Here is a 24,985-nt window from a genome sequence, read left to right as displayed (position 1 = left end):
GGCTAAATGTTCTATCATCCAGTTTCTACAAGGTAAAGTTAAACGTAATGAATCCGAAATTAAAACAAATCATTGATGACTTTATTCAAAATGAAGCACTCAGCGGAACCTCATTAATCATGACCATCTTCGGTGATTGTATTTTTCACCGCGGTGGCATTATCAGTCTGGCCAGCCTGATCCAGCTCATGGATGTCTTCGGCTTCAATGAACGTTCAGTAAGAACTGCTGTATTTCGTCTGGTGCAAAATGGCTGGCTGGTCTCTGAGAAAATTGGCCGTACCAGTTATTACCGTGTCACCGAAAGTAGCCGCCAGCGTTTTATTATGGCAGATCAGAGAATTTACAGTTTTAGCCATCAGGAATGGGATCAGAAATGGGATCTGGTACTACTGAGCTCTGTGGAACTGGACAATAAACTGATTCTGAAAAAAGAACTGGAATGGCTGGGCTTTGCCAATATCGCCACCAATGTCATGGCCTATCCGGGCTGCGATCATCAGAAACTGCAAAACCTGCTGCTGAATCTGAAAATGACCGATCAGGTGGTGGTGTTTAAGGCCGAGACCTTGCAACTGTGGCAAGAATCTTATCCAACCGTGAAACGCATGGTTGCCACCAACTGGCCGGTACAGGAACTGCATCAGCGCTATGAAAAATTTATCACCGATTTTCGGGAATTTTTTCATCTGGTGGAACAGGAAGATGAACTGGATCCGCTACAGGCATTTCAGCTGCGTATTTTGCTGATTCATCAATTTCGCCGGATTTTATTAAAAGATCCAAACCTGCCTTTCGAGTTATTGCCATCCAACTGGCTGTCTCTGAATGCGCGTAATCTGAGCAGTAATCTGTACCAGAGCGTGGTTGCGGCAGGTGATGAATTCTTTATGGAAATCGCCCGGACTTCGGAAGGATCGATGCCACCGGTACATCCACAATTTTATAAACGTTTTGGTGGTTTAAGGCTAGAAGAAACCAGCTAAGCCAGACTTGCATGTTTAAAGGAATAAAATAATGCCGTGTTATGCCATTGATGGTGTGGTTCCTGTGGTCAGTCCTCGCGCTTATGTACATCCGCAAGCTGTGCTGATTGGAGATGTGGTGATTGAAGCAGGCGTATATATCGGGCCTTTTGCTACCTTGAGAGCTGATTTTGGCGGGATTCATATCCAACGAAATGCCAATGTCCAGGATTCCTGCACCATTCATGGTTTCCCTGGCAGCGTCACGCTGGTCGAGGAATATGGACATATCGGACATGGTGCGATTTTACATGGCTGTATCATTCGTAAAAATGTACTGGTCGGCATGAATAGCGTAATTCTGGATGAAGCAGAAATTGGTGAAAATACTATTATCGGTGCCAATAGTACGGTCAAAGCCAAAGCACAGATTCCGGAAAATTCATTGGTACTGGGCAGCCCGGCACGAGTGATCCGTCCTTTGGACGCCAAAGAAATCGCCTGGAAAAGCAAAGGCACAGAAGAATATATTCGGCTGACCGAGCGTTGCCTGTCTTCGATGTATGAGGTTGAGCCTTTGTTGGAAAACTCCACAGACCGGCTCACTTACACAGCTTTCAAGGCAGATTACCAGATCAAGCAGAATAGTCTGAATGACTAAGTCAAGAACATGATTCTATTCATGGGATGAATTCTGCATTTTAAAAACCGGAAGTGACTGAAACCAAATTCCAACTGCATTCCCTGACTATCAATTTAGACTGAAATAAAACTGGTCTGGAAAGCATATATGGAAAATAGGAAATTTAAAGATCATTTCTCCCAGCAGTCCCAGGATTATGCCTTGTTTCGTCCGCATTATCCGGATGCATTGGGAAAGCTATTGGCAGAGCTGTCACCAGATACCAAATTGGCTGTAGATGTCGGCTGTGGTTCTGGACAGTTTTCAGAGGTTTTGGCGAATTACTTCGATCAGGTGATGGCTATTGATGCGAGTAGTGAACAGGTCGCCCAGGCCAAACCGCATCCAAAAATTCAGTATGGTCAGGCATTCGCTGAAGAGATCCCGTGTGCTGAGCAGAGTATTGATCTGATTTCGGTGGCTCAAGCAGCGCATTGGCTCGATCTGGAAAAATTCTACGCAGAAGCTCGCCGGATTGCTAAACCCAATGCCATACTGGCTTTAATTAGCTATGGCGTGTTCAGTGTGGATGAGCCACATCTGGATCATTATTTTAAGCATTTTTATCAGGTAACGCTTGCACCGTACTGGCCGCCTGAACGTCGCTATGTAGATGAAGGATATAAAAATCTATCATTTCCATTTCAGGAAATTGCGATTCAGCCACCGGTATTGCAGGTTGAATGGAACTTTTATCAGTTAATTGGTTATATGAGTACTTGGTCAGCCGTGAAAGCTGCCACTAAAGCACTTGGACATAATCCACTGAATATACTGGCAGATGCCTTATTGCCAGAATGGGAAGATCCAGAATTGCCTAGAGTCATTCGCTGGCCATTGTCGGTGCGTGCGGGGCGTATAACCTTCTAAAATGATTAAAGCTAAAGTCTATTTACCGAATATTATAGGGCTTAGAATTATCGCCCTAAAATCATTTCCAGTACAAATTTGGAACCAATAAAACCAAGTGCCAGCAGACCAAAACCTAATAAGGTGAAACGAACTGCTTTTTGACCCCGCCAGCCAAATTTCCAGTGCCCGATCAGCAGCGAACCATAAACCAGCCAGGAAATAATGCTAAACGCGGTTTTATGTGCCAGATGCTGAGCAAAAAAGTCGTCAATGGTAAAGAAGCCAAAACCCAGTGCCAGTGTCAGCAAAATGAAACCGGTCATCAGCATATCGAACAGCAGTGATTCCATGTCCTGATAAGACGGTAACAGACTGACCCAGACCCGACGTTTTTGCTTTTTCTTGAGTTCACGATCCTGCAACCGCAGAATCACGGCCTGAATGGTGGCCATCAGCAATACCGCATAGGCAGACAAAGACAGAATAATATGAATGTCCAGGCCCAGAGAATTCTGGCTAATGATTTTAGCCGGCTGGGTAAAGACAAAGCCGAGAATGAGACCTGTGGCCGCTACTGGAATTCCAATCAGGTTCAGGGCAATAATTGGACGATAAGTACTGTAAATAATACTGAGTAACAGCATCAAGCCCGAAGTAAAGGAAAAAAGGGCAAAGACATCATAATTGATACCAACGGGCGTACGCATATCACCATAGACAACCAGGGCATGCAACAGCAGCCCGAGCAGTGCAGTCAGCCCGACAAACCATTGATTAGGGCTACGTTTAGACATTAAATGAATGAACAGATACCAGAATGAAGCGGTATAAGCAACTAATGCTAAGATCGTATAAACCAAGGGGAGGCTAACCATGTCAAACCTTTTTAAGGGTGATGAATATTCATTTATATAAATTCGCTGCGAACTACAGTATCCTATAGCATTCTATGCATAAATTTTCTATTTTAAGAAACAATTTTTTGCTCATGGCTATTTTAAGCGGATTTTGCAATGTTTGATACCTTAACAGAACGACTCACGCAGAGTTTAAGAAATGTTACTGGCTCAGGGCAGCTAACCGAAGACAATATTAAAGATACGTTACGTGAAGTGCGTATGGCGCTTCTTGAGGCCGATGTTGCGTTACCTGTAACTCGTGAATTCATCGCGAAAGTTAAGGAAGAAGCATTGGGCCAGGAAGTGATGACTCAGTTATCTCCTGGACAGGCTTTTGTCAAAATCGTTCATGACGAATTGACCAAAATGATGGGTGAGGCCAATGAAAGCCTCGACCTTGCCGCAAAACCACCGGTGGTTGTGCTTCTTGCAGGTCTGCAAGGTGCAGGTAAAACTACAACTGCAGCGAAACTGGCACGCTTCTTACAAGAACGTCAAAAGAAAAAAGTCGCCATGGTGTCTGCCGACGTTTATCGTCCAGCGGCGATTAAGCAGCTTCAGACTGTTGCCGGTGAAGTTGGCGCGATTTTCTTAGAATCGAATGCTGACGAAAAACCAATTACGATTGCCAATCGTGCCATTGAACAGGCGAAGATTCAATTCGCAGATGTGTTGATTGTCGATACTGCAGGTCGTCTGCATATTGACGATGACATGATGGACGAAATTAAAGAGCTTCACGCAGCCATCAAGCCAACTGAAACCCTGTTCGTGGTCGATGCCATGACCGGTCAGGATGCTGCCAATACTGCCAAAGCCTTTAATGATGCCTTGCCTTTAACCGGTGTGATCCTGACCAAAACGGACGGTGATGCGCGCGGTGGTGCGGCATTGTCTGTGCGTGCCATTACCGGTAAGCCAATCAAATTCCTCGGTATGGGCGAAAAGCTTGATGCCCTGGAGCCATTCCATCCTGAACGTATCGCACAGCGTATTTTGGGTATGGGTGACGTACTTTCTTTGGTTGAAGAACTTGAGCGCAAGGTCGACAAAGAAAAAGCCGAAAAAATGGCGAAAAAATTGCAAAAAGGCGGCAGCTTCAACTTTGAAGACATGCTGATGCAATTTGAGCAGATGAACAAGATGGGCGGCATGATGGGCTTCCTGGACAAACTTCCTGGCATGAGCAATGCCGGTTTGCAAGATGCATTGGCTCAAGCCAATCCAGAAAAGCAGGTCAAGAAAATGGAAGCGATTATCCAGTCGATGACCATCAAAGAGCGCCGTAATCCAGACTTGATGAACCCAAGCCGTAAAAAACGTATCGCGGCAGGTTGCGGTATGGAAGTGGCTGAAGTCAACAAGCTGATCAAGCAACATGCACAAATGGCCAAGATGATGAAGAAATTTGCCAATCCGTCAGGTATGGCCAAGATGATGAAGTCTCTCGGTGGTTTGCAGAAGCAGTTTGGCGGCGGTGGTGGCATGGGGCCACTGTTTGGCGGCAACGACAAGAAATAAGATTCCTATTTAAAAAAGGCGCGCAATGCGCCTTTTTTATGGCCTATCAATCATAAAAAACGGTTTAAACAAAACAACATTTACTTACCCAAAATAAAAATCCAATCAGGCAGACTCAGGAGCATCAGTACAAAACAAAGAGAAAGTTGAAATGACTCAAGTGATTGTCGTACATGGTTATACTGCAAGCCCCGAAGAAAACTGGTTTCCATGGATTCAGGAAAAAGCACAACAGGAAAAGGTTAGCTTAAAAGTACTGCGACTGGACCCGTCGACCACTCCCAAGCTGGAGGTCTGGGATCAGCAAATGCGTGAGCAGATTGATGGCATTGATGAAGACAGTATCTTTATTGGACATAGCCTGGGTTGTCTGGCGACATTGCATTACTTGTCCCGAGAATTAAAGCAGCAGAAAATCCAGCAACTGGTACTGATTGCCGGATTTAATGGCCGGCTAGGGCGTCTGGATGAAGTCAATCCGTTTATCGATGCTGCCGAGGTCGATTTTGATCTGCTCAAACAGCAGATTGCAGAACGGGTGGTGATTTATTCTGAAGGTGATGATCGGGTCGAGCCAGAATTTAGCCTGGAGCAGGCGGACAGTCTGGATGCGATTGTGGTGAGTGCCAAGCATCAGGGACATTTTATTGACTCAGAAGGCTGTACCGATCTGCCAGAACTCTGGAAAGTGATTGAGCCTTATCTGATTAAATCTGAAGCTTAAGCAGGTAATTGGATTTGTTAGATTTTTAAATTGAGTCTGGAGTGGATTCAAAAAGCCACTTGAATTCCACTTCAAGACTGTTTAAGAGTAGTGTTTTGTCGCAGCACATTGTGCTCAATTATAATAAGTAAATCACTATGAAAAATATAATAAAGAAAGTCTATATCGTGCCTGATTATCAGGCGACTTCAAACGACCACTGGTATCCGTGGCTGAGTCGGCAACTCAAAAATATCGGTGTGGAGTCCAAACGGATTATGCTGGCCAATCCTTTTCAGCCCGATTTAGAGGAATGGCAGCAGAACCTGAAACTGCATATTCCGCATCTGGATGAGCATACTTTCCTGGTTGCCCATGGTCTGAGTGGGCTCAGTGTCTTAAATTTTCTACAGCAACATTATATCCAGCAGCAAGGCAAGATCGGCGGTGTCATTCTGGTTTCAGCTTTTGATACGCCGCTGGTGGCCTGGTCGGAGCTGAATAAAATGCTGCAGGCGGCTCGACTGGATCTGACAAACTTGCCGTATAGCTATAAACGCGCGGTGATGCTGATTTCCAGTAATGATCCTTTCGTGCCGGCACCAGTTTCCTTGCGCTTGGCTCACAGCCTGAATGCGCAAATTTTTGAGATCAAGCAAGCCGGACATTTTAACAAGTCCGACGGCTTTGCCGAATTCACCCAATTACTGGATATCATGAAACTGTGTCTGGCAAATGAGCTGCAAAATGCTGTAGGCCTTTAAGCAGCAGATCAGGTTCAATTCTCGGCTGATAGGCGGCAAGATGCTGGGCAAACAGCGGAGCATCTCCACCGGTTAACACCAGCTGTGCAGGAAAATCATGCAGCACTTTTTCAATGGTGCTGAGCAGGCCGAGCAGAATGCCATGATGTACTGCATCGATGGTATTGCGTCCAGGATTAAGCTCGGAAAATGCGGCATCCGGGATTTTAATCCCTTTGGTATTCTGAATCAGTGAGTCACGCTGTAAATACAGGTTTGGCAGGATAAAGCCGCCCAGATGTTGTTGTCCCTGAACCAGATCGATGGTCAGTGCCGTACCACAGCTAATCACACAATAATTCTCATCCGGCTGTGTTGCTACCGCAAGCACCTGCAACCAGCGGTCAATCCCCAGTTGTGACGGCTGATCATAGCCACAGATCAGGCCGGCATATTGGGCCTGCACCTGAGCAAAAATCACCGGAATATGCAGACCGTCCAAAATATTGAGAATGCGCTCGTTATTGAGCTTGTCCTGAACCGAAGACAGGCCGACCTGATTTAGCCCCAAACCCTTGAAGTGCTGAATCAGGCCAAGTAGCAAATCGGCCGGGGACTGTAAATGTAATTCTGCCGCATGCTCAATGATCTGCTCATGCTCGGTAATCCAGTATTTTAGTCGGGTATTGCCAATATCTAGCCATAGTTTTTTCATCGATTATGCCTGTTCAGGAGTTATTTTTGAGCCGTAACTGACCTTGATAAAAGACTTGGATATCTGCTTCGTTTGCGATTTTGACAGCACCATCATCTTGAATACCCAGAAAATTTCCTGAATATTGCCCTTGCAGGTCGGTAAATTCAATCCTTTGCTTCAGAAATGCAGCATGCCGGTTGAAACGGCCAGACAGGTTTTGGCTGCCATAACTAAACCACTGTCCAGCTTGCTGAATGGCCAGATATAATTCTGCAATCAGTTGAATCCGTGACGTCTGTTTCAGGCCCAGCTCAGTTAAAGACGTGACTTGCTGTTCAGGAATCTCGCTAGATAGGGGACTGAGGTTAATTCCGACACCGACCACCACCTGTGTCGCTGAAATCGGCTCGACCAGAATGCCGCCCCATTTGCCTTGAAGGCTATACAGGTCATTCGGCCACTTCACTTGCAGGTCCAGCCCTTGCAGACTGGGCATTTGCAAGATATTTAACGCAATTTCCAGTGCTAAACGGCCATCGATGGGTTTTTGTGTATGCAGCAATGTGCTTAAATAGATATTCCCCTCAGGTGAAATCCACTGGCGTTGGCGCTGTCCACGGCCTTGGGTCTGTACATGGCTACAGACCAGAACTTGCTGCACCCCTTTTGTTGCCAATTCCCGTACATCGTCATTGGTCGATGTGGTAATCGGCTTGATAAGCAATACTTCCGGAAGCTGGCCTGCATCGCTTAATCGTTGTTGCAGTTCACGAGTTTCTACATCCATTTGAATCTAAACGTGGTAAATGTCGTTATGGAGTTAATCATATATTTATTGATTGGTGCAATTGCCGGATTCACCGCAGGCCTGTTCGGGGTGGGCGGTGGTTTGATCATTGTACCGATCCTGTACATTGTTTTTACTCAACTCCAGTACGATCCGGGTGTGCTGATGCATATGGCAGTAGGCACCTCGCTGGCCACGATTATTGTCACCTCGATCAGCTCGGTGACTGCGCACCATAAAAGAGGCGCCGTGCTGTGGCCGGTATTTCGTAATCTGGCACCCGGCCTGATTATCGGTTCCTTTCTGGGCGCAGGGATTGCTGATTATTTGTCGGGTCAGGGTTTGCAGTTGCTGATTGGTTTTTTTGCAGTCTGGGTCGCATTTAGAATGTTTAAAGGTGCCAATGTCCAGGTTGATCCAAACAAAAAGCTGCCATCAACCCCACTCCAACTTGCGGCGGGTGGCGGTATTGGTGTGGCATCCGCGATCTTTGGCATTGGCGGCGGTAGTCTGACGGTACCTTTCCTGAATCGCTGCGGCATTGTGATGCAAAAAGCAGTCGCGACCTCTGCGGCTTGTGGCTTGCCGATTGCTGTGGCAGGCGCACTTGGTTTTATCTGGTTTGGTCAGAAGGCACAGGTCGAGGTGCCAAATACGATTGGTTATATTCATATTTATGCCTTTATTGGCATCAGTATGATGAGCTTTTTTACTGCCAAACTCGGTGCAAAAGTAGCACATCTGCTTTCACCGGCAATGCTGAAAAAGTGTTTTGCCGCACTGCTGACCACCGTCGGTCTGTACTTTATCTATCAGGGTTTTATGGCCTGATTTAATGTTTTTCGGCTGAGCTGATGGATCGCATAAGGAGAATAGGTGACTATTCTCCTTTTTTCTCGGCTTGAGTTGGCTGTACAGACACAAGATTGTCTGACAATGTCAAAGTATTCCTTGCTAAAAATCTGTCTAATAGTGCAATAGTCCGAGTGAAGGGCTAAACCAGTATCCATAAAAATAAAGACAGGAATGGTATGGCATTAGAAGAAGCGCACAGTTTGTCTGAACAGATTGCCAAGCATATCAGTGAACAGATTATTCGCGGTGAGCTGGTCGAAGGCGAACGCATACAGGAACTCAGGATTGCTGCCGAGCTGGACGTCAGTCGCGGCTCGGTCCGTGAAGCACTGCTATTGCTGGAACGTACCCAACTGATTGAAATCTATCCGCGTCGTGGTGCCATTGTGTCGGAAATGTCGGCCTTGCAGGTTCGTGCCTTATTTGACATCACTTCATTATTACTCGGACAGATGGTGCACCGGATGGCGGAAACCTGGCGAAGTCATGAAGCCGAGCGCATTCAGCTATTATTAGAACAATTAGACGCAGAAACTCGCCAAGGACATACAGAAAAGTTTTATGATCTGATCTTTCAGGGCATGGCCCAGCAGCATGAGATGGTCGGAAATCCCTATCTGATGCGCTACTATCAGGAACTATTACCTTGCTTGCGGCGCAGCTATTTTTTGACCCTGAATATTTCCAGACGTGAGTTACAGGAATCTTTCGACCTGTTTAAACTGGTCACTGAAGCAATTTTGATACGAAAAACCCATCAGGCCGCTTTATTTATGGAAGATTTTTGTCGACACTTGCGCAACCTTGTGTTGGAATCTCTGACACGGATGAAACAAATTGAACTCGCGTGGGCCAGACGCTCACGACGTTAAATCAGGACACTATGCGTTTAAGCAGTTTAAAACTTTCAGGCTTTAAATCTTTTGCCGACAGTACCACTTTACATTTTAAAGATAATCGTACTGCGGTGGTGGGACCGAACGGGTGTGGTAAATCCAACGTCATTGATGCCATACGCTGGGTCATGGGCGAGTCCAGTGCGCGCCAGCTACGTGGTGGCAGCATGCAGGACGTGATTTTCACCGGAACTGCCAAGCGTAAACCGGTGGGCATGGCCAGTGTGGAACTGCGCTTTGACAATACCTATGGCAAGCTGGGCGGTGCTTATAATGCCTATAATGAACTGGCAGTACGCCGTCAGGTCAACCGCGATGGCAAGTCCGAATATTTCCTGAATGGCAGCAAATGCCGGCGTCGTGATATTACCGATATTTTCCTGGGGACTGGGCTTGGGCCGCGCTCTTACGCCATCATTGAACAGGGGACGATCAACCGTCTGGTGGATGCCAAGCCGGACGAAATGCGGGTCTATATTGAAGAAGCTGCCGGCGTTTCACGTTATCAGGCACGGCGCCGTGAAACCATGCTGCATCTGGATCACACCACGCAAAACCTGTCGCGTCTGGAAGATATTGCCTCTGAGCTGAAATCTCAGCTAAAAACCCTGAAACGTCAGGCTGAAAGCGCGATTCAATATAAGGAGCTGGAAACACAGATCCGCAGCATCAAGATTGAAATCCTGTCTTTTCAATGTGAACAAAGCCAGCGCTTGCAACAAGAATATACCGTGGAGATGAATACGCTTGGAGATAATTTCAAGCTGGTGCGTTCCGAACTGACCACGGTTGAACATGATTTGGGAACTACCAGTGAACTGTTTCAGCGTCTGATTCAGCAATCCACACCTTTGCAAAGTGAATGGCAACAGGCCGAGAAGAAACTGGCCGAACTGGACATGACCTTGCAGCAAAAGCAGTCTCTGCTCGAGCAGAATTCCAGCAGTCTGATCGAACTGGAACAGCAAAAAGCCCAGACCAAAGAACGTTTACAGTTAATTGAGCTGCAACTTGAGACTTTGCAGCAACAAGCTGAAAATCAGCAGGCACAATTGCAGCAGCAAGATGGCCAGAATCAGGCGCAGAGTCAAAATCTGGCCGATCTGAAATCACAACATACGACAGTCGCAGCACAATTCGCCCAGATTAAAACCCAGGTCGAACAGCAACAGCAGCGTAAAATGCAGATGCTGGCGCAAAGTGAACAACTGGCCAAGAATATCGAGCGGATTGAGCAGCAAAAACACACCGTACAGCAGCAGAGTGTCCAGATTCAGCATCAAGCGCAGCAGGATGAGCTGGAGCAGTATCAGACAGATAAAGCACAGGCTGAACAGCAAATTGCTGGCTTTGAAACTCAACTCAAAGAACTGAAAACTCAACTTGAGCAGATGCAGGCAGAACAGGCGAGTCGTCAACAACAGCTGATGCAGCTCAAATCTGAAATTCAGGTGCTTCATTCAGAACAAAAAAATCTGAGTCAGTTGCTGACCAAAGCCAACCCTCATGCCAAAGCCGATGCAGTACAGCTGATGCAGGTGCTTAAGCTTAATCAGGCAGGCAAAGTACATGCCAGCTTGATCGAAAAGTTTTTGGCAAAATGGCTGACGGCACAGATTCTTGCACAAGGCGAGAACTTTCTTGAAGATCGTGCGCGTCAGTTAAAGCAATATGTTGTGCAGGATAAAATTCAGCTTGCCAATACGCTGTCTCTGGCCGACTGGATTGAATCTCCGCACTATTCGCTTTGGCAGCAAGTCGCGGTGGCCGAGAATCTAAGCGAAGCGCTAAAACTTCAATCCGAGTTATCACAAGGCCAGACATTACTGAGTTTAGATGGCTACCATGTGGGGGCGGATTGGGTGATTGCCCTGGACTATGATGAAGCCAGTCAGGCAGGACAGGGGGCACTCAGTCATCGGATCCGTCTGGAGGAAATTGAGCTTCAGTTATCGGCGCTTAATGCCCAGTTAGCACAGCTTGAGCAGCAACTTCCTGAGCTGAATACGCGAGTGACGGAATTACAGAAGCAGATTCAAAGTACCCGTGAGCAGCAAAAGCACAGACAAAAGCAGTTACAGGAAATTGATGTCAATATTGCCAAAGTACAAAGCAGTGCTCAGGCTTTCGCGCTACAAAAACAGCAGTTACAGCATCAGTTGCAACAACTGGATGAGCAGCTTGAAGAAGATGCCATGCAGAAGGACGATCTGGAAATCGACCTGCATGCCCTGAATATCAAGCTGGAGCAGGCGCTACCAAATTATAAAATCCTGCAATTCCAGCTGGAAGAATTGAGCGCTCAACTGGATGATTCACAGCAGCTGAGTCAACAGGCTCAACAGGAGCTGGAGTTGTTACGCCGTCAAAGTGTACAGAGCCAGCAACAGATCGAATTGCTACAAAAAGATCAGCTATTCCTAAAACAGCAGTCTCAGCAAATTACAGCACAAATCGAGCAGGCCAAGAAGTTTGTCGATCCGGTACAGCTGGAATTGCCTGCCTTACAAAGCCAGTTCAATGAGCAGGCACAGATCACCGAAAAACTGCAGAAGACCTGGGCGGACTGGCAGGTAGAACTGAATCAGGTGCAGAGCAAACAGCAGCATTTAACTGAACAGCGTCACAGTTTCCAGCAGCAGGATGAAAAACTGCGTACAGAACTGGAAGCCAAACGTCTGGCCTGGCAAGCGGCTAGATCCGACTTGCAGCATTATTCGGAACAGTTAAAAGAACTGAATCATGAAGTCATCAGTGGCTTGAATATTGATGTCAAAAACCATCAGGCCAAACTGGAAAAAGCTCAGGCGCATTTTGATAAACTTGGTGCCGTGAATCTGGCGGCTTCTGAAGAATATGAAGAAGTCTCGAAACGCTATGATGAGCTGAGCCACCAGATGCAGGATCTGGAAAATACTGTGGAACAGTTGCAGGCTGCGATGAAGAGTATTGACCAGGAAACCCGCAAACTGTTTATGCACACCTTTAACCAGGTCAATGCAGAACTGCAACAGCTGTTTCCTAAAGTGTTTGAAGGTGGTGAAGCGAGTTTAAGCCTTGAAGATGGCTGGCAATCGGGTGTAAAACTGATGGCCCGACCACCGGGTAAACGTAACAGCTCGTTGGCTTTACTCTCTGGTGGGGAAAAGGCTTTAACGGCATTGGCATTGGTATTCGCGATTTTTCGCCTAAATCCGGCTCCTTTTTGTGTGCTGGATGAAGTCGATGCACCGCTGGATGATGCCAACGTAGGACGTTTTTGTAATTTAGTGAAAGAACTTTCTGAACACGTACAATTTATTTATATTACCCATAACAAACTTGCAATGATGATGGCGACTGATCTTCTAGGTGTAACCATGCCTGAACCGGGAACCTCAAAATTAGTGACAGTAAATTTGGAACAGGCAAAAGAATACGGCTTAGCTGCGGAGGTATAATATGGAAATCACCACCATTATCGGGATTGTGATAGCAATTGTCATCATGCTGTTCGGCATCAGAATGCTGTTCAAAAAACCTGTAGAGGCTGTACCGTCACTGGATGCCAACCTGCATATCGATCCTGACAGCCAGACCCCTGTCATTCCAAGGCATGTGCGTTCGCAACTGGCGAAACAGGAAGCAGAACCGGCACAGCGTGTAGAGCCAAGCCTGCGTGTGGAAGAGCCGGCTCCTGAAAAACCCTCAGCATTTCGCAAGCCTGAACCGACTTTGGCCAAGCCGGCAGAGCTTGAAACAGCTGCAGCGGTCGAGCCGAGTCCAGTGACCGAAGCTGAAGTCGTGGCAAGCTCTGCAAGCACAGAAGCAGCCGAAACATCAGTGGAGCAAAAGCCGGCCGAAGTAGAAGCGGAAAATAACCAGACGGAAGATAAAGATACCGCTGTCGAATTCAGTCTGAACAGCAGTATCGAAAAAGCGGAAATTTCTGAATTTAATGATGAAAGCAGTATTCTGGATGCCCATCTGCATGAACAGAAAATAGTGGATGAAGAAAGTGCCTTATCCAATGCTGAAACGATTATTTCATTGCATATCTATCCGCAAGGCCGGGTACTTTCAGGTGATAAAACCCTGAAAGTCTTGTTGAAATATGGCCTGCGTTATGGCGAACTGGCCTGTTTCCACCGCTATAGTGAAGATGATTCAAAACTGCTGTTTTCGGTACTGCAAATGACAGATACCGGCATGGAAGGTTTTGATCTGGAAACTCTCTCGACTCAGGAAGTCAAAGGTCTGGCCTTCTTCCTGGCTTTGCCGCATAGCGATGTACAAAATGCCTTTGATACCATGGATAGTATTTCACGTCTGATTGCCCGTGAAGTGGATGGTCTGGTCTACGATCAGAACCAGCAGGAATTTACACCACAATTACGTGAATTCTGGCGCCATCAGGCGATTGATTATCGCGCGGGTCAACCTACAGAAGTTTAAGCGGTTTTGTTCGATCTGCAAGTTGAATCTGTAGACTGCAATTTTTATAATAGCCAAAAGCTGAATATTCTACAGGGCGGATTTTCCGCCCTTTTTTATGGTGAAATTATGACCCAAGATGCCACTGTCATTGCGCAAATGCGTCAACTGATTCAACTGCTTGCCAAGCATAATCATGCTTATTATGTGATGGATCAACCGAGCATTGAAGACAGTGAATATGATCAGCTCTTTCATCAGCTCAAAGCTTTAGAACAACAATATCCCGATCTGATCCAGCCGGATAGCCCGACCGATAAAGTCGGCGGGCAGGCACTTTCAAAATTTGTGAGCATTACTCACGCCGTTCCGATGCTGTCCTTGGGCAATGTCTTTAATCAGGACGATCTTTTTGCTTTTGCCCGCCGTATTGAAGAGCGTTTGCCGAATCAAAAAATCGAATATGATGTGGAACTGAAATTTGACGGTCTGGCGATTTCCCTGTGGTATGAGCATGGGGTATTGACCCGTGGTGTGACTCGCGGCGACGGGGAAACCGGTGAAGATATTACCCAGAATGTCAGAACCATTCGCAACCTGCCGAAGCTGTTATCAGCAGTAAATGGGGTTATTCCCGATTTGCTGGAAGTACGCGGCGAAGTATTGATGCCGAAATCGGGCTTTGAAAAACTGAATGCCGCCAATGCAGCAAAAGGTGAGAAGACCTTTGCCAATCCGCGTAATGCCGCGGCAGGAAGTTTGCGCCAGCTCGATCCGAATATTGCCGCATCACGGCCACTGGCTTTTTATGCTTATGGAATTGCGCAGTGTGTACCGCATCATGGTCAACGCAGCATGTCGGACAGTCTGGAATGGCTGAGTCAGTTTGGTTTTGCTGTAGGTGAGCGCCACTTTATCTGTGACAGTATTCAGGACGTGCAAAAAGTCTATGAACAGATCATTGAGGAACGTGCCAGTCTCAGTGTGGAAATCGATGGCATGGTGATTAAAGTCAATGACCTGAAACAGCAGCAGCAACTCGGTTTTCTGAGCCGGGAGCCGCGTTGGGCCACGGCCTATAAATTTCCTGCAGTTGCTGCTTTGACCACGGTCGAAAATATTAACTGGCAGGTGGGTCGTACCGGCACTCTGACACCGGTGGCACGTTTGAATCCGGTGGCAGTCGGTGGTGTCACGGTATCCAATGTGACCCTGCATAATATTGGTGAAATTCACCGTCTGGATGTACGCATTGGCGATACGGTCAGTGTTTACCGCAGTGGTGATGTGATTCCTAAAGTCGAAAAAGTCTGGCCGGAATTCCGTCCGGTGGATGCCATTGAAGTGCATTTACCAGAAAAATGTCCAGTCTGTGATTCACCGGTGGTGATGCCTGAAGGGGAAGCTTTGGCACGTTGTTCGGGTGGACTGTATTGTGCCGCACAGCGGATTGAGGCGATTCGTCATTTTGTTTCGCGCAAGGCCATGGACATTGAAGGTCTGGGCGATCGCTGGGCAGAATCTTTGCTGCATCTGAACCTGCTCAAGGATGTCTCGGATATTTACCACCTGCATGAACATCGTGAGACCTTGCTCGGTATTGAAAAGATGGGAGCCAAATCGGTTCAGAATTTAATAGACTCTATTGAGAACAGTAAGAAAACCACATTGGCCGCATTTATTTATGCGCTCGGTATTCGTGGCGTCGGTGAAACCACAGCACGTATGCTGGCCAATACCTTCCAGACACTGGAGGCACTGCGTCAGGCAGATCTGGAGGCATTAAAGAAAACTCCGGATGTGGGCGCTATTACTGCTGAATGGATTCTGGATTTCTTTCAGGCACCGCATAATCTGGAAGTTCTAGACCGTTTACTGGCCGCGGGCATTCATTGGGATGCACCAGTTGCACCGACCCGTCAGCCACTCAATGGCGAAAGTTGGGTCGTGACCGGAACCTTAAGCAGTATGGGGCGCGATGAAGCGACTCAATTACTTCAGGCACTGGGTGCGCGAGTCAGCGGCAGTGTATCCAGTAAAACCAAATGCGTGGTAGCCGGTGAAAAAGCCGGTTCTAAACTGGACAAGGCAGAAAAGCTGGGTGTAACGGTCATCAATGAGGAACAGTTCATTGCCCTGATGAAAGAGCATGGGCAAATCGAAGACTAATCAGTTCTAAACAATGACTCAAATAAAAAAGACACCAAGGATGATGAGTCTTGAGGTGTCTTTTTTATTGCTAGTTCAAAACTATAGGTGAATGAGAGGGGGGAGGATAGACAAATACAAGGACGGGTTCGGCAATGTGAGTTGAATTCACGTACAATATCGATTCATTTGCAGGTATAGATCCTGCCTTATTGATTCTGTTCTCCCGTTGATGATTGACATACACATGGCTCAAGCAAAGAAATCTTTTCTGCAACAAAAATCGCAATTACATGCACGAAATCTGCATCGCAGTCGTTACGATTTTCCTCAGTTAATCAAGAGTTGTCCGGAACTTGCGCCTTTTGTCAGCCCGAATCAATATAACGATCTTTCAGTCAACTTTTCTGATCCTCAAGCTGTGAAAATGCTCAATAAAGCATTGCTCAAGCATTTTTATAGTATTCAATATTGGGATATTCCTCAAGATTATCTTTGCCCACCTATTCCGGGTAGAGCCGACTATATTCACTATTTGGCGGACTTGTTGAGTGATAGCAATAAAGGTCAGATTCCAACAGGACATGCCGTTCACGTATTAGATATCGGGGTGGGCGCGAACTGTATTTATCCGATTATTGGTCATCGTAGTTATGGTTGGAAATTTGTTGGCTCAGACATTCATCCTGCATCGGTTAAAAGTGCTCAATTTATTGTGGAGGCAAATCCAAATCTCAGAAAGGGGATTCGGATTCGATTGCAAAAGACACCGAGCAATATTTTCAAAGGCGTGATTAAACCTTCAGATCGTTTTGATTTGACCCTGTGTAACCCACCATTTCATGCTTCGCAAGATCAAGCAAATGCCACAGCAACGCAAAAATTACGCAAACTTGGCAAACCGGTTGATCGGTCTAAAGTGGTGTTAAACTTTGGCGGACAAAAGAACGAGCTGTGGTGTGACGGTGGAGAAGAACGCTTTGTTTGCCAGATAGTACAAGAGAGCACACAGTTTGCTGAGCAATGTCTTTGGTTTAGTACACTGGTTTCTAAGAAAACCACATTGCCTATGCTGTTAAATACCTTGCGTAAGTGCGGTGCAGTGGATTTAAAAACCATTAAAATGACACAGGGGCAAAAAGAGAGTCGTTTTGTGGCTTGGACTTTTCTAGATGCAAAGCAACAGCAAGCGTGGAAAAATGCGCGTTGGACTTCTGCTTAGCTTGTTTTTAGGCAGGAATAGTGAGCTTGTGGGCGCATAAGTCGGTGTAGTAGCTCAAATTTAATCTGACAGATACAAAAAAAATCGGTAACTGTCAGATCAGGTTTGAGCTAGTACGATTAAGGAATATATTTTTTGACTAAGCCATCATCGAGTAATTGCTGGAAATGCTCGACCAGACTTTCTTTCACTGGACGATATTGAATACCCAGTTCATCCTGACTCTTTTGCGCATTGAAGTAGATCGGATAACCCATGTTCAGTTCCACAAACTTGGGACTAAAGCCTGCCAATGGTCCAAACAGTTTAAAGGCCGCTTTTGGTAACTGATTGCGCGGGAAGGGAAACTTATTGCCAAAATGAGCTCGTAAAATCTGACCCATTTCCAGCAGGCTCAGGCTTTCACTGCAAATGATATAACGTCCTTGCGCCTCCGGCTTAAACGCCGCACGAAGATGCGCTTCGGCCACATCCTGCACATCCACCACGCCATTCCACATCGGTGGAACGCCGAGTAAGGTCATGCCATTGGCAAACTGTTGCAGTACTTCGACACTGCCAGACTGGGTATTGGGTGTGAGGGATTTACCAAAAACCAGCGCTGGATTGATACAGACCAGCTGCCAACGATCCTGTGCTTCTGCCATTTCCCAGGCCTTACGTTCTGCCATGACTTTGGAATAAGGATAAGGCTGATGAGTTTCCGAACTGGTGCTATTCCAGTGTGATTCATCAAAACTGTTATTTTCAGTTTGCAGAATATCAATGGCATCGCCATAGGTAGAGGCAATACTCGAGGTAACAATCACACGTTTCACGGATTCGGTGTGGTTGACGCTTTTCAGGACATTTTCAGTGCCTAAAATCGCAGGTTCAATAATATCTTTGACCGCATCCTTATAATTGGTGACCACAAAGGGCGATGCCATATGAAACACAATTTCACAGCCTTGCATGGCAGCATCAAAAGAACCCGGGCTCAGTAAATTGGCCTGAAATAATTTGAGGGTGCCTGGACTGTTCTCGGCAATTTTTTCTAAATGGGCGAAGCTTTTGCTTTTGTTCAGGTCACGTACCGTGGCATGTACAGTATAGCCTTGCGTGAGTAATTTCTGGATAACCCAGCTTGCAATATAACCCGATGCACCGGTGACCAGAACAGGTGCTGTTGTATGTGGATGTGTCATATTTAAACCGTTGTTGTTTTAAATTTGTCTGCATGATAAGCGAAATTTATGCGTTAAGTATGCCAAATCGGTGATGTTTATACAAAAATAAGCAATCTTGCGGATTTTAATGAATACTTACAAATCTTAACTGATGGATTTATCCGGCAGATTCTGCTTAAAGTGAATAGTCGTGACAGTGCAAAGTATTGTTTTATAAATGGGATTTAGTCAGGATCGAACTGTAAATGCAAGTACTTCTCATTTTAATTATATAAAAATCATATATTTAACCAATGTTAGGCTTTGCAAAATCCTTTGAGTTTCTCCATAATAGCCAGATAAAGGCAGGGAGTAATTCAAATGCGCGGTAATCCAGAAGTCGTAGATTATTTAAATATGTTGATCGGTGGCGAACTGGCTGCTCGTGACCAATACTTGATTCACTCTCGGATGTATGAAGATTGGGGTTTAACCAAAATCTTTGAACGTATCGACCATGAAATGCAGGAAGAAGCCCAGCATGCGGATGCGATTATCCGTCGTGTCTTGTTCCTGGAAGGTACACCAAACATGCAACGCGATGACGTTGAGATTGGTGAAGATGTGGTGAGCTGTCTGAAAGCCGACCTGAAACTTGAATATCATGTGCGGGAAAAACTGGCACAGGGCATCAAGCTGTGCGAAGAAAAAGGGGACTACATCACCCGTGATATGCTGCGCCAGCAAATGTCAGATACGGAAGAAGATCACACCTACTGGCTAGAAAAACAATTGCGTCTGATCGAACTGATTGGCCTGCAAAATTATATTCAATCGCAGATGTAAGATCAGATCAATCAAAAAAACCCAGCATATGCTGGGTTTTTTTCTGGGGTGAAAATTACGGCGTGTTATTGCTCATAATGCCAATTTTTTTGACATCTAGACGTTGTGCTGAAGCCATGACCATCGCGATATATTTATATTCGGTAGCACGATCGGCCTTGATTTTAATCTGATCCTGATCTGCCTTTCTGGCTACTGTCTGAAACAGCACTTCCAAAGCCTGAGGGCTTGCTACGGGCTGTTCATTCCAGAAAATATTACCTTGTGCATCCAGACGCAATTCCACTGGCTCGGGCGGTTTCTCATCAGTGACAGGGGGTGTTCCATTCGGCAGATCGATATTAATCGAGTTATTTGGTAATGGAATCGTGATAATAAACATGATCAGCAGGACCAGCATCACATCAATCAGTGGTGTCATGTTGACATCCAGCATCACATCATCATCTTGATTCGAACCCACATTCATACCCATAAACTTAATCCTTCTTCGCTTTTAAGGTGTAGCGGGCGGTGTCGTGACAAAAGCAATTTTGCCAATACCGGCTTGTTGGGTGGTACTAATCACCTGATCAATCGCTTCATAAGGAGTTAACTGATCGCCACGAATATGTACTTCAGGCTGCGGTGTTTTTTGCGCTTCGGCCTGTAAGCGACTCAGTAAAACCGATTTATCTGCGATATAAATTTCATTCCAGAAAATATCTCCAGTTTTATTGACGGCCAGCTGCACATTGTCTGGCTTGGTTTCATAAGGTACATTTCTTTCTTCAGGTAGATCGACAGGGACGGTATGGATTGCAACCGGTACTGTAATCAGGAAGATAATGAGCAGAACCAGCATAATATCAACCAGAGGTGTGGTATTAATGGTTCCAATTACCTCATCATCATCGCTGTCATTTGAATTGACCATCATTCCCATGGCTGATGCCTCACTCTTACTTTACGTCACGATTTACAGGAGTATTGGTGGTGATTTCACCGCTGAGCAATACCGCGTGCAAATCAGAACCAAAAGTACGCACTTCTTCCATGACCGCTTTATTACGGCGAGTCAACCAGTTGTAGCCAAGTACGGCTGGTACTGCGACTGCCAGACCGATTGCAGTCATGATCAGTGCTTCACCCACTGGGCCTGCCACTTTATCAATCGAAGCCTGGCCAGAAACACCAATTGCAGTCAGTGCATGGTAGATCCCCCAAACTGTACCAAACAGGCCGACAAAAGGAGCGGTAGAACCTACCGTTGCCAGGAAAGCCAGACCGCCGCTTAAATGGTTATGGATCTTGTCGATTGCACGGGAAATCGAAATGGTGACCCAGGTATTGAAATCAATACGTTCAAGTAAATTGCCACCATGATTTTTGGTTGACTTGATGCCTTTTTCCGCAATAAAACGGTAGACGCTGGCTTCATCCAGATTCTCGGCAGCATTGTCCAGAGAAGAAGATTCCCAGAAGGTATTTTCAGCTTGTTTGGCCTGTTTGCGTATTTTGCCTTGTTGCAGGCACTTGCTGATCATGATGTACCAGGTACCGATCGACATGATCAATAGAATAAACAGGGTAATCTTTGAAACGATATCACCTTCTTTCCACATGGCTTCTAAACCATAAGGATTATACGCAGGCTCTTCGGCTACCGCTTCAGCCGGAAGTGGGGGCGGAGTAGGTGTGGCCGTTGTTGCTGGTGTTACAGTGGCAGTTTCAGTGACTGCACTCGTATTTGGTGTAGCAGACTGTTCTGCAAAAACGGCTTGTAAAGGCATTAAGGTACTGATGGCAATCACACCGGCAGCAGTCATGTTTTTAAAAGGTTGTAGTGATTTTTTCATCATGGATCTCCTGATTTTTTTCTTTATCTGTTGTATCTGTTAGTCAAGGACAAATTCATAGGGAATGTCATACCAAGATTCTTGCGGCTCGCCATCTTTCATTGCTGGCTTAAAGGTACATAAACTAAATGCTTTGGAGGCTGCCCGGTCCAGTGAACGGCTACCGCTCGACTTTTTCACTTTGGCATCCTGAACCTTTCCAGCAGTATTTACATAGACAGAGATCAGCACTTCACCTTGCTCATCATTCATGAGGGCATCACGTGGGTAGTCAGGACGTTTACAGCCTGCTTCACCTTGCGCTACCCCACGAGTAACGCCAGCAGGTGGTGGAGCAGGCGCTGGAGCGGCTGCAACCACTGGGGCCGGTGCTGCTACCGGACTTGGCGAAGGGCTGGCTGCAACCGGAGTAGATACTGCAACAGTCGTTGGCTGACTCGGTGTTGGAAGGGTTTTTTGTACAGGAACCACTTTTTCAACCGGTTTCACCTCAGGCACTTGCGCCACTTTTTCCACTATTTTGGGTGGTTCTGGCGGGGTTTCTTTTGGTGGTTCAGGTTCAGGTGGCTTAATATCCTGGATAATCATCAGCTCAACCGGCTGTTCAGCCGGTTTAATAATATCTTTTGCCATACCCGCCATGAGTACCAGGCCAACCAGGATATGCAAGAAAACCACCACCCCAATACCCGTCAGTTTTTTGGCGGAGTTTTTTTCTAAGTCTTCAAACTTTGTGCCCATCATGACTCCTAGAATTTAAGACAAACAGGAAATAGTGCACTGATGAGAAAATTGTTTTTGGTTACAGGCAGCATTATTTTTTTGTTCGACTAAAATTAAACGGGGAAAACTGCAAACACCGCTTGGCAGCAGTGTTTGCGAATTAATTAATTAAAAGAATTTATAGGTACCACGCAGGAAGTAGGTACGGCCCATTGGGTCACCATGACGAGGGTCATAGCCATATTGGGCATTGTTGGTTGCATCAGAAGCAGGTGGTTCCGCATCAAACATGTTACGGATACCAGCAGTTAGTTCCAGATTCTTGAATCCGTTATAGGTTCCTGCAAAGTTATAAAGCGTATAAGCACTTACATCACGTTCTTGTGAAAAGTCTTCATAACCACGGATATATTGTTGTTCTAGTCTCATTTTCCAGTTTTCATAAGACCAGTTAATATTGGCAATATGTCTCCAGCGCACTACAGCAGGATCATCATAGATGCCCACCAAACCTTTCCATGAACCACCCGGTTCTTCTTGCTCATCCATTTTGATGACATAGGTCCCATCAATGCCGAAACCGAAGCGGCCGGTCGCTGTCATTGGGGTTAAATAATTCAGGCTAAGGTCAATCCCTTCAGTTTTTAAGCCACCCATATTTTGTAAGGTGGTATTTAAATACTGAATACGGCCATCTGGTGCATAAACGATCAGGTTGCCATAGCGATCAAGATCATTGAAAATATCATTAGGTGTAACTGAGCTAACTAGACCTTCAATGTCAATATTGTAGTAATCGGCAGTAAAGACCAGATTCTTGATCGGCTCATAGACGAAACCGGCTGTAAAAGAGGTTGATTCTTCCGGCTGTAAGTCCGGGTTACCACCCTGTTTACGCTTGAACTGCATACCACACTGATCGGCAAACTCGATATTGTTCGCTGTGCCGTCCGCATTACAAAAACGCGGGTTATTAAAGTTGGTGCTGGTATTGGTTTCACTTTGTAAAGAGTTTATTTCCCACATACTTGGTGCACGGAATCCTGTGCTATAAGAGCTGCGGAACATCAGTTCTTTCAGTGGTTCCCAGCGTAGAGAGACTTTTGGGTTGAAAGTGTCACCAAAGTCACTATAGTCATCATAACGTGCTGCAAGTTGAGCTTCTAAGCTCGGCAAGATTGGAATGTGAAATTCGGTAAAGACTGCAGTAATATCACGGTCACCAGAGCTTGCAGGTTTATTTGGATCAATACCACTGCCTGGAACCTGTCGAACCAGATCCGCATTGACCTTGGCTTCCCAGTCCTGGGTGGTAAAGCTTCCGCCTAAAGCAAAGCCAACTTCACCAGCGGGCAGTTCGTAGATTGGACGACTGATAGTGAAGTCCACTGTGGTGGAATCCAGGCTAGCCATATTGGTCGCGCCTGCTACATCAAAGGTCGACCATTTTCCAGCATCTGCAGCTGCCTGAGGACCAAATGGATTCAGAGTGCCATCGTTAAGTGCAGCCTGAACCTGACTCTGGTTCAGATAACCACTGACAAAATTGTCAGTTGCTTCACTTTTGGCATAGGTTACGCCACCATTTACATCCCAGCCTAAAACTTCACCTTCGATTCCTGCAAAGAAGCGGTTAGATTCATTCACTGACTGAGAAACACGGTTACCTGACTGTGAACGTAAAAAAAGTGGGACTCTTGTATCTGTCAGACCATCAATGCCTGGCGTAATACCTTGGCCCGGGTAGTATTTGCTGGTATCTGGAATAGAAAGGGTTCCAGCCCATACGTCTGGGGCAATTGAAGTGGTCACTTCACTTTCGGTATAAATATATTCAGCAACGGCATTTAATGAATCGGTGAGTTTAAATGTACCTTTGGCTAAAGCAGAAAAGGTTTCTTCATCTGGAGTAATGCCAATGAGTGCTTGAGTATTTAACAGGCAGCGACTCCCTGAGATGAACATATTTGGAGCATTATTACAGTTCTGGTTAATATAAGGGTTAACTATGCCTAGAGTTGAGGATTGCAAGTTGGCAGGAAAGCCCGAACCGGAACCAATCGCCATGTTGAGTTCAGGAATTAGGCCACCACGACGGCTGACTTTACGATCTTTGGCCATGATCATGTCAGAAGTACGATAATCGATTACCCCGTAAACGTTAAAACCTTGTTCATCCAGATCGCCATAACCACCGAAAATAGAGACATCATACTTGTCGCCATTTTTTTCTTCAGGTGCTTGCAGGCCACCGGAAATACCAAAACCTTGATATTCTTTTTTAATAATAAAGTTAATTACCCCCGCAATTGCATCTGCACCATATACAGCAGAAGCACCATCACGCAGAATCTCGATACGTTCAACCATCGCCAGTGGAATGATATTCAGGTTAACCTCAGAAGTACTGAAGGGGCTGTTGGCTAAACGACGGCCATTTAATAAAACCAGGGTTTTATCGGTACCTATACCACGAAGGTTGGCAGCAGAACCCGAAGTATTGCTTTTACCGATATTTTGGGAAACTGCAAAACCTGCCTGGTTCGCACTTACTTTATTAATGGCTTCTTCAACCGTGGTGACCCCCTGATTCACCAGATCTTCAACTTTAAGTACAGTGATAGGAGAGGCACTTTGTGCAGCTACCCCTTTGATAGATGAACCCGTCACTGTCACTTTTTGAACCTTGGTCGGTTGTGTAGCGGAGTTTTCTGGTGCATCGGCTGCATGCGCCAAAGACAAACACATCATACTCAAGGTAAGCGTACTTAACTTGAGTATTGTTTTGCCAACTGTTGGAGCCCCCATAGATCCGACTAATTTGTTTATTTTCATCGTAAAGTTCACCTTTCTTGTTGTGTGAAGATAATGCTGTATTTTTTTTAAGCAAAGCAAGTGCCAAGTTGGCTGGAAGTCTTGTAAAAAATTCAAAATATTAAGAAGTATTTAATTTATAACAGTTTAGAAAGGAAGAACTTGTGCGTCAGCGAAAACGGATGAGCTGTATTGGAAATGATAAGAAAAAATGATATTGCAAATCAGTAATA

22 protein-coding genes are annotated in these 24,985 nt (G+C 45.9%); 13 read left to right on the top strand and 9 right to left on the bottom strand.

Annotation, left to right across the window (positions count from 1 at the left end):
* Positions 1-47: 47 nt before the first annotated feature.
* The 3 genes from paaX (at position 48) to AC3IT7_RS11975 (ending at position 2,517) form a co-directional block, all read left to right on the top strand.
* Positions 48-986, top strand: a complete 939-nt coding sequence (gene paaX, locus AC3IT7_RS11985; protein WP_489248614.1) for a phenylacetic acid degradation operon negative regulatory protein PaaX — start codon at positions 48-50, stop codon at positions 984-986.
* Between the two features lie 31 nt (positions 987-1,017).
* The gene (locus tag AC3IT7_RS11980) at positions 1,018-1,626 is read left to right on the top strand and encodes a DapH/DapD/GlmU-related protein (protein WP_489248613.1); all 609 of its coding nucleotides are present in this window, start codon (positions 1,018-1,020) and stop codon (positions 1,624-1,626) included.
* A gap of 129 nt (positions 1,627-1,755) precedes the next feature.
* On the top strand, positions 1,756-2,517 hold the full coding sequence (locus tag AC3IT7_RS11975; RefSeq protein ID WP_489248612.1) for a class I SAM-dependent methyltransferase: 762 nt from the start codon (positions 1,756-1,758) through the stop codon (positions 2,515-2,517).
* A gap of 47 nt (positions 2,518-2,564) precedes the next feature.
* On the opposite strand, the gene AC3IT7_RS11970 is transcribed toward AC3IT7_RS11975, so the two are convergent.
* Positions 2,565-3,374 carry a cytochrome C assembly family protein gene (locus tag AC3IT7_RS11970; protein ID WP_286380502.1) on the bottom strand — a complete coding sequence of 270 codons (810 nt, stop codon included), beginning with the start codon at positions 3,372-3,374 and terminating at the stop codon, positions 2,565-2,567.
* Positions 3,375-3,512: 138 nt separating this feature from the next.
* Here AC3IT7_RS11970 and ffh point away from each other — a divergent pair, with 138 nt between their 5' ends.
* From ffh to AC3IT7_RS11955, 3 genes are all read left to right on the top strand, one after another.
* Positions 3,513-4,919, top strand: coding sequence for a signal recognition particle protein (gene ffh, locus AC3IT7_RS11965; protein ID WP_286411680.1), 1,407 nt, complete (start codon positions 3,513-3,515; stop codon positions 4,917-4,919).
* 151 nt (positions 4,920-5,070) lie between these two features.
* On the top strand, positions 5,071-5,643 hold the full coding sequence (locus AC3IT7_RS11960) for an RBBP9/YdeN family alpha/beta hydrolase (protein ID WP_489248611.1): 573 nt from the start codon (positions 5,071-5,073) through the stop codon (positions 5,641-5,643).
* A 137-nt stretch (positions 5,644-5,780) separates the two neighbouring features.
* Positions 5,781-6,386, top strand: a complete 606-nt coding sequence (locus tag AC3IT7_RS11955; protein WP_489248610.1) for an RBBP9/YdeN family alpha/beta hydrolase — start codon at positions 5,781-5,783, stop codon at positions 6,384-6,386.
* On the opposite strand, the gene AC3IT7_RS11950 is transcribed toward AC3IT7_RS11955, so the two are convergent.
* Together AC3IT7_RS11950 and AC3IT7_RS11945 are read right to left on the bottom strand one after the other, a co-directional pair.
* Positions 6,337-7,080 carry a type III pantothenate kinase gene (locus AC3IT7_RS11950; protein ID WP_489248609.1) on the bottom strand — a complete coding sequence of 248 codons (744 nt, stop codon included), beginning with the start codon at positions 7,078-7,080 and terminating at the stop codon, positions 6,337-6,339. The genes AC3IT7_RS11955 and AC3IT7_RS11950 overlap by 50 nt on opposite strands.
* A 13-nt stretch (positions 7,081-7,093) precedes the next feature.
* Positions 7,094-7,849: a biotin--[acetyl-CoA-carboxylase] ligase gene (locus AC3IT7_RS11945; protein ID WP_489248608.1), complete on the bottom strand. Its 756-nt coding sequence runs from the start codon at positions 7,847-7,849 to the stop codon at positions 7,094-7,096.
* 27 nt (positions 7,850-7,876) lie between these two features.
* Here AC3IT7_RS11945 and AC3IT7_RS11940 point away from each other — a divergent pair, with 27 nt between their 5' ends.
* The 6 genes from AC3IT7_RS11940 (at position 7,877) to rlmF (ending at position 17,383) form a co-directional block, all read left to right on the top strand.
* Positions 7,877-8,680 (top strand): sulfite exporter TauE/SafE family protein, encoded by an 804-nt coding sequence (locus tag AC3IT7_RS11940; RefSeq protein ID WP_180186221.1) that lies wholly within the window; start codon positions 7,877-7,879, stop codon positions 8,678-8,680.
* A gap of 200 nt (positions 8,681-8,880) precedes the next feature.
* Positions 8,881-9,576: a GntR family transcriptional regulator gene (locus AC3IT7_RS11935; protein ID WP_074384116.1), complete on the top strand. Its 696-nt coding sequence runs from the start codon at positions 8,881-8,883 to the stop codon at positions 9,574-9,576.
* Positions 9,577-9,587: 11 nt separating this feature from the next.
* On the top strand, positions 9,588-13,040 hold the full coding sequence (gene smc, locus AC3IT7_RS11930; RefSeq protein WP_489250014.1) for a chromosome segregation protein SMC: 3,453 nt from the start codon (positions 9,588-9,590) through the stop codon (positions 13,038-13,040).
* 1 nt (position 13,041) lies between these two features.
* Positions 13,042-14,034 (top strand): cell division protein ZipA C-terminal FtsZ-binding domain-containing protein, encoded by a 993-nt coding sequence (locus tag AC3IT7_RS11925; RefSeq protein WP_489248607.1) that lies wholly within the window; start codon positions 13,042-13,044, stop codon positions 14,032-14,034.
* A 108-nt stretch (positions 14,035-14,142) separates the two neighbouring features.
* Positions 14,143-16,182, top strand: coding sequence for an NAD-dependent DNA ligase LigA (gene ligA, locus AC3IT7_RS11920; RefSeq protein ID WP_489248606.1), 2,040 nt, complete (start codon positions 14,143-14,145; stop codon positions 16,180-16,182).
* A gap of 226 nt (positions 16,183-16,408) precedes the next feature.
* A complete protein-coding gene (gene rlmF, locus AC3IT7_RS11915; protein ID WP_489248605.1) occupies positions 16,409-17,383 on the top strand; it encodes a 23S rRNA (adenine(1618)-N(6))-methyltransferase RlmF in 975 nt (324 codons plus the stop codon).
* A gap of 119 nt (positions 17,384-17,502) precedes the next feature.
* Here the strand turns inward: rlmF and AC3IT7_RS11910 are convergent, their stop codons facing one another.
* Positions 17,503-18,570 (bottom strand): SDR family oxidoreductase, encoded by a 1,068-nt coding sequence (locus AC3IT7_RS11910; RefSeq protein ID WP_489248604.1) that lies wholly within the window; start codon positions 18,568-18,570, stop codon positions 17,503-17,505.
* Between the two features lie 342 nt (positions 18,571-18,912).
* Here AC3IT7_RS11910 and ftn point away from each other — a divergent pair, with 342 nt between their 5' ends.
* Positions 18,913-19,377, top strand: coding sequence for a heteropolymeric bacterioferritin subunit Ftn (ftn, locus tag AC3IT7_RS11905; RefSeq protein ID WP_005095949.1), 465 nt, complete (start codon positions 18,913-18,915; stop codon positions 19,375-19,377).
* A 55-nt stretch (positions 19,378-19,432) separates the two neighbouring features.
* Here the strand turns inward: ftn and AC3IT7_RS11900 are convergent, their stop codons facing one another.
* From AC3IT7_RS11900 to AC3IT7_RS11880, 5 genes are all read right to left on the bottom strand, one after another.
* Positions 19,433-19,852 (bottom strand): ExbD/TolR family protein, encoded by a 420-nt coding sequence (locus AC3IT7_RS11900; protein WP_100328938.1) that lies wholly within the window; start codon positions 19,850-19,852, stop codon positions 19,433-19,435.
* A 21-nt stretch (positions 19,853-19,873) separates the two neighbouring features.
* On the bottom strand, positions 19,874-20,302 hold the full coding sequence (locus AC3IT7_RS11895; protein WP_100328937.1) for an ExbD/TolR family protein: 429 nt from the start codon (positions 20,300-20,302) through the stop codon (positions 19,874-19,876).
* 16 nt (positions 20,303-20,318) lie between these two features.
* On the bottom strand, positions 20,319-21,218 hold the full coding sequence (locus AC3IT7_RS11890) for a MotA/TolQ/ExbB proton channel family protein (RefSeq protein ID WP_100357346.1): 900 nt from the start codon (positions 21,216-21,218) through the stop codon (positions 20,319-20,321).
* A gap of 36 nt (positions 21,219-21,254) precedes the next feature.
* Complete coding sequence (locus AC3IT7_RS11885) at positions 21,255-21,956, bottom strand: energy transducer TonB (protein ID WP_489248603.1); 702 nt, start codon at positions 21,954-21,956, stop codon at positions 21,255-21,257.
* A gap of 150 nt (positions 21,957-22,106) precedes the next feature.
* Positions 22,107-24,773, bottom strand: a complete 2,667-nt coding sequence (locus tag AC3IT7_RS11880; protein WP_489248602.1) for a TonB-dependent receptor — start codon at positions 24,771-24,773, stop codon at positions 22,107-22,109.
* Between the last annotated feature and the right edge of the window lie 212 nt (positions 24,774-24,985).

The organism is Acinetobacter sp. KH_038 (assembly GCF_057839405.1).
The sequence above is the reverse complement of the archived record's forward strand: the minus strand, read 5'-3'. Positions and strand labels throughout refer to the sequence as shown.

Bases quoted from the DNA above. Each gene is read 5' to 3' on its own strand.
- paaX (WP_489248614.1), top strand. From the start codon at position 48: ATGAATCCGAAATTAAAACAAATCATTGATGACTTTATTCAAAATGAA.
- AC3IT7_RS11980 (WP_489248613.1), top strand. From the start codon at position 1,018: ATGCCGTGTTATGCCATTGATGGTGTGGTTCCTGTGGTCAGTCCTCGC.
- AC3IT7_RS11975 (WP_489248612.1), top strand. From the start codon at position 1,756: ATGGAAAATAGGAAATTTAAAGATCATTTCTCCCAGCAGTCCCAGGAT.
- AC3IT7_RS11970 (WP_286380502.1), bottom strand. From the start codon at position 3,374: ATGGTTAGCCTCCCCTTGGTTTATACGATCTTAGCATTAGTTGCTTAT.
- ffh (WP_286411680.1), top strand. From the start codon at position 3,513: ATGTTTGATACCTTAACAGAACGACTCACGCAGAGTTTAAGAAATGTT.
- AC3IT7_RS11960 (WP_489248611.1), top strand. From the start codon at position 5,071: ATGACTCAAGTGATTGTCGTACATGGTTATACTGCAAGCCCCGAAGAA.
- AC3IT7_RS11955 (WP_489248610.1), top strand. From the start codon at position 5,781: ATGAAAAATATAATAAAGAAAGTCTATATCGTGCCTGATTATCAGGCG.
- AC3IT7_RS11950 (WP_489248609.1), bottom strand. From the start codon at position 7,080: ATGAAAAAACTATGGCTAGATATTGGCAATACCCGACTAAAATACTGG.
- AC3IT7_RS11945 (WP_489248608.1), bottom strand. From the start codon at position 7,849: ATGGATGTAGAAACTCGTGAACTGCAACAACGATTAAGCGATGCAGGC.
- AC3IT7_RS11940 (WP_180186221.1), top strand. From the start codon at position 7,877: ATGGAGTTAATCATATATTTATTGATTGGTGCAATTGCCGGATTCACC.
- AC3IT7_RS11935 (WP_074384116.1), top strand. From the start codon at position 8,881: ATGGCATTAGAAGAAGCGCACAGTTTGTCTGAACAGATTGCCAAGCAT.
- smc (WP_489250014.1), top strand. From the start codon at position 9,588: ATGCGTTTAAGCAGTTTAAAACTTTCAGGCTTTAAATCTTTTGCCGAC.
- AC3IT7_RS11925 (WP_489248607.1), top strand. From the start codon at position 13,042: ATGGAAATCACCACCATTATCGGGATTGTGATAGCAATTGTCATCATG.
- ligA (WP_489248606.1), top strand. From the start codon at position 14,143: ATGACCCAAGATGCCACTGTCATTGCGCAAATGCGTCAACTGATTCAA.
- rlmF (WP_489248605.1), top strand. From the start codon at position 16,409: ATGGCTCAAGCAAAGAAATCTTTTCTGCAACAAAAATCGCAATTACAT.
- AC3IT7_RS11910 (WP_489248604.1), bottom strand. From the start codon at position 18,570: ATGACACATCCACATACAACAGCACCTGTTCTGGTCACCGGTGCATCG.
- ftn (WP_005095949.1), top strand. From the start codon at position 18,913: ATGCGCGGTAATCCAGAAGTCGTAGATTATTTAAATATGTTGATCGGT.
- AC3IT7_RS11900 (WP_100328938.1), bottom strand. From the start codon at position 19,852: ATGGGTATGAATGTGGGTTCGAATCAAGATGATGATGTGATGCTGGAT.
- AC3IT7_RS11895 (WP_100328937.1), bottom strand. From the start codon at position 20,302: ATGGGAATGATGGTCAATTCAAATGACAGCGATGATGATGAGGTAATT.
- AC3IT7_RS11890 (WP_100357346.1), bottom strand. From the start codon at position 21,218: ATGATGAAAAAATCACTACAACCTTTTAAAAACATGACTGCTGCCGGT.
- AC3IT7_RS11885 (WP_489248603.1), bottom strand. From the start codon at position 21,956: ATGGGCACAAAGTTTGAAGACTTAGAAAAAAACTCCGCCAAAAAACTG.
- AC3IT7_RS11880 (WP_489248602.1), bottom strand. From the start codon at position 24,773: ATGAAAATAAACAAATTAGTCGGATCTATGGGGGCTCCAACAGTTGGC.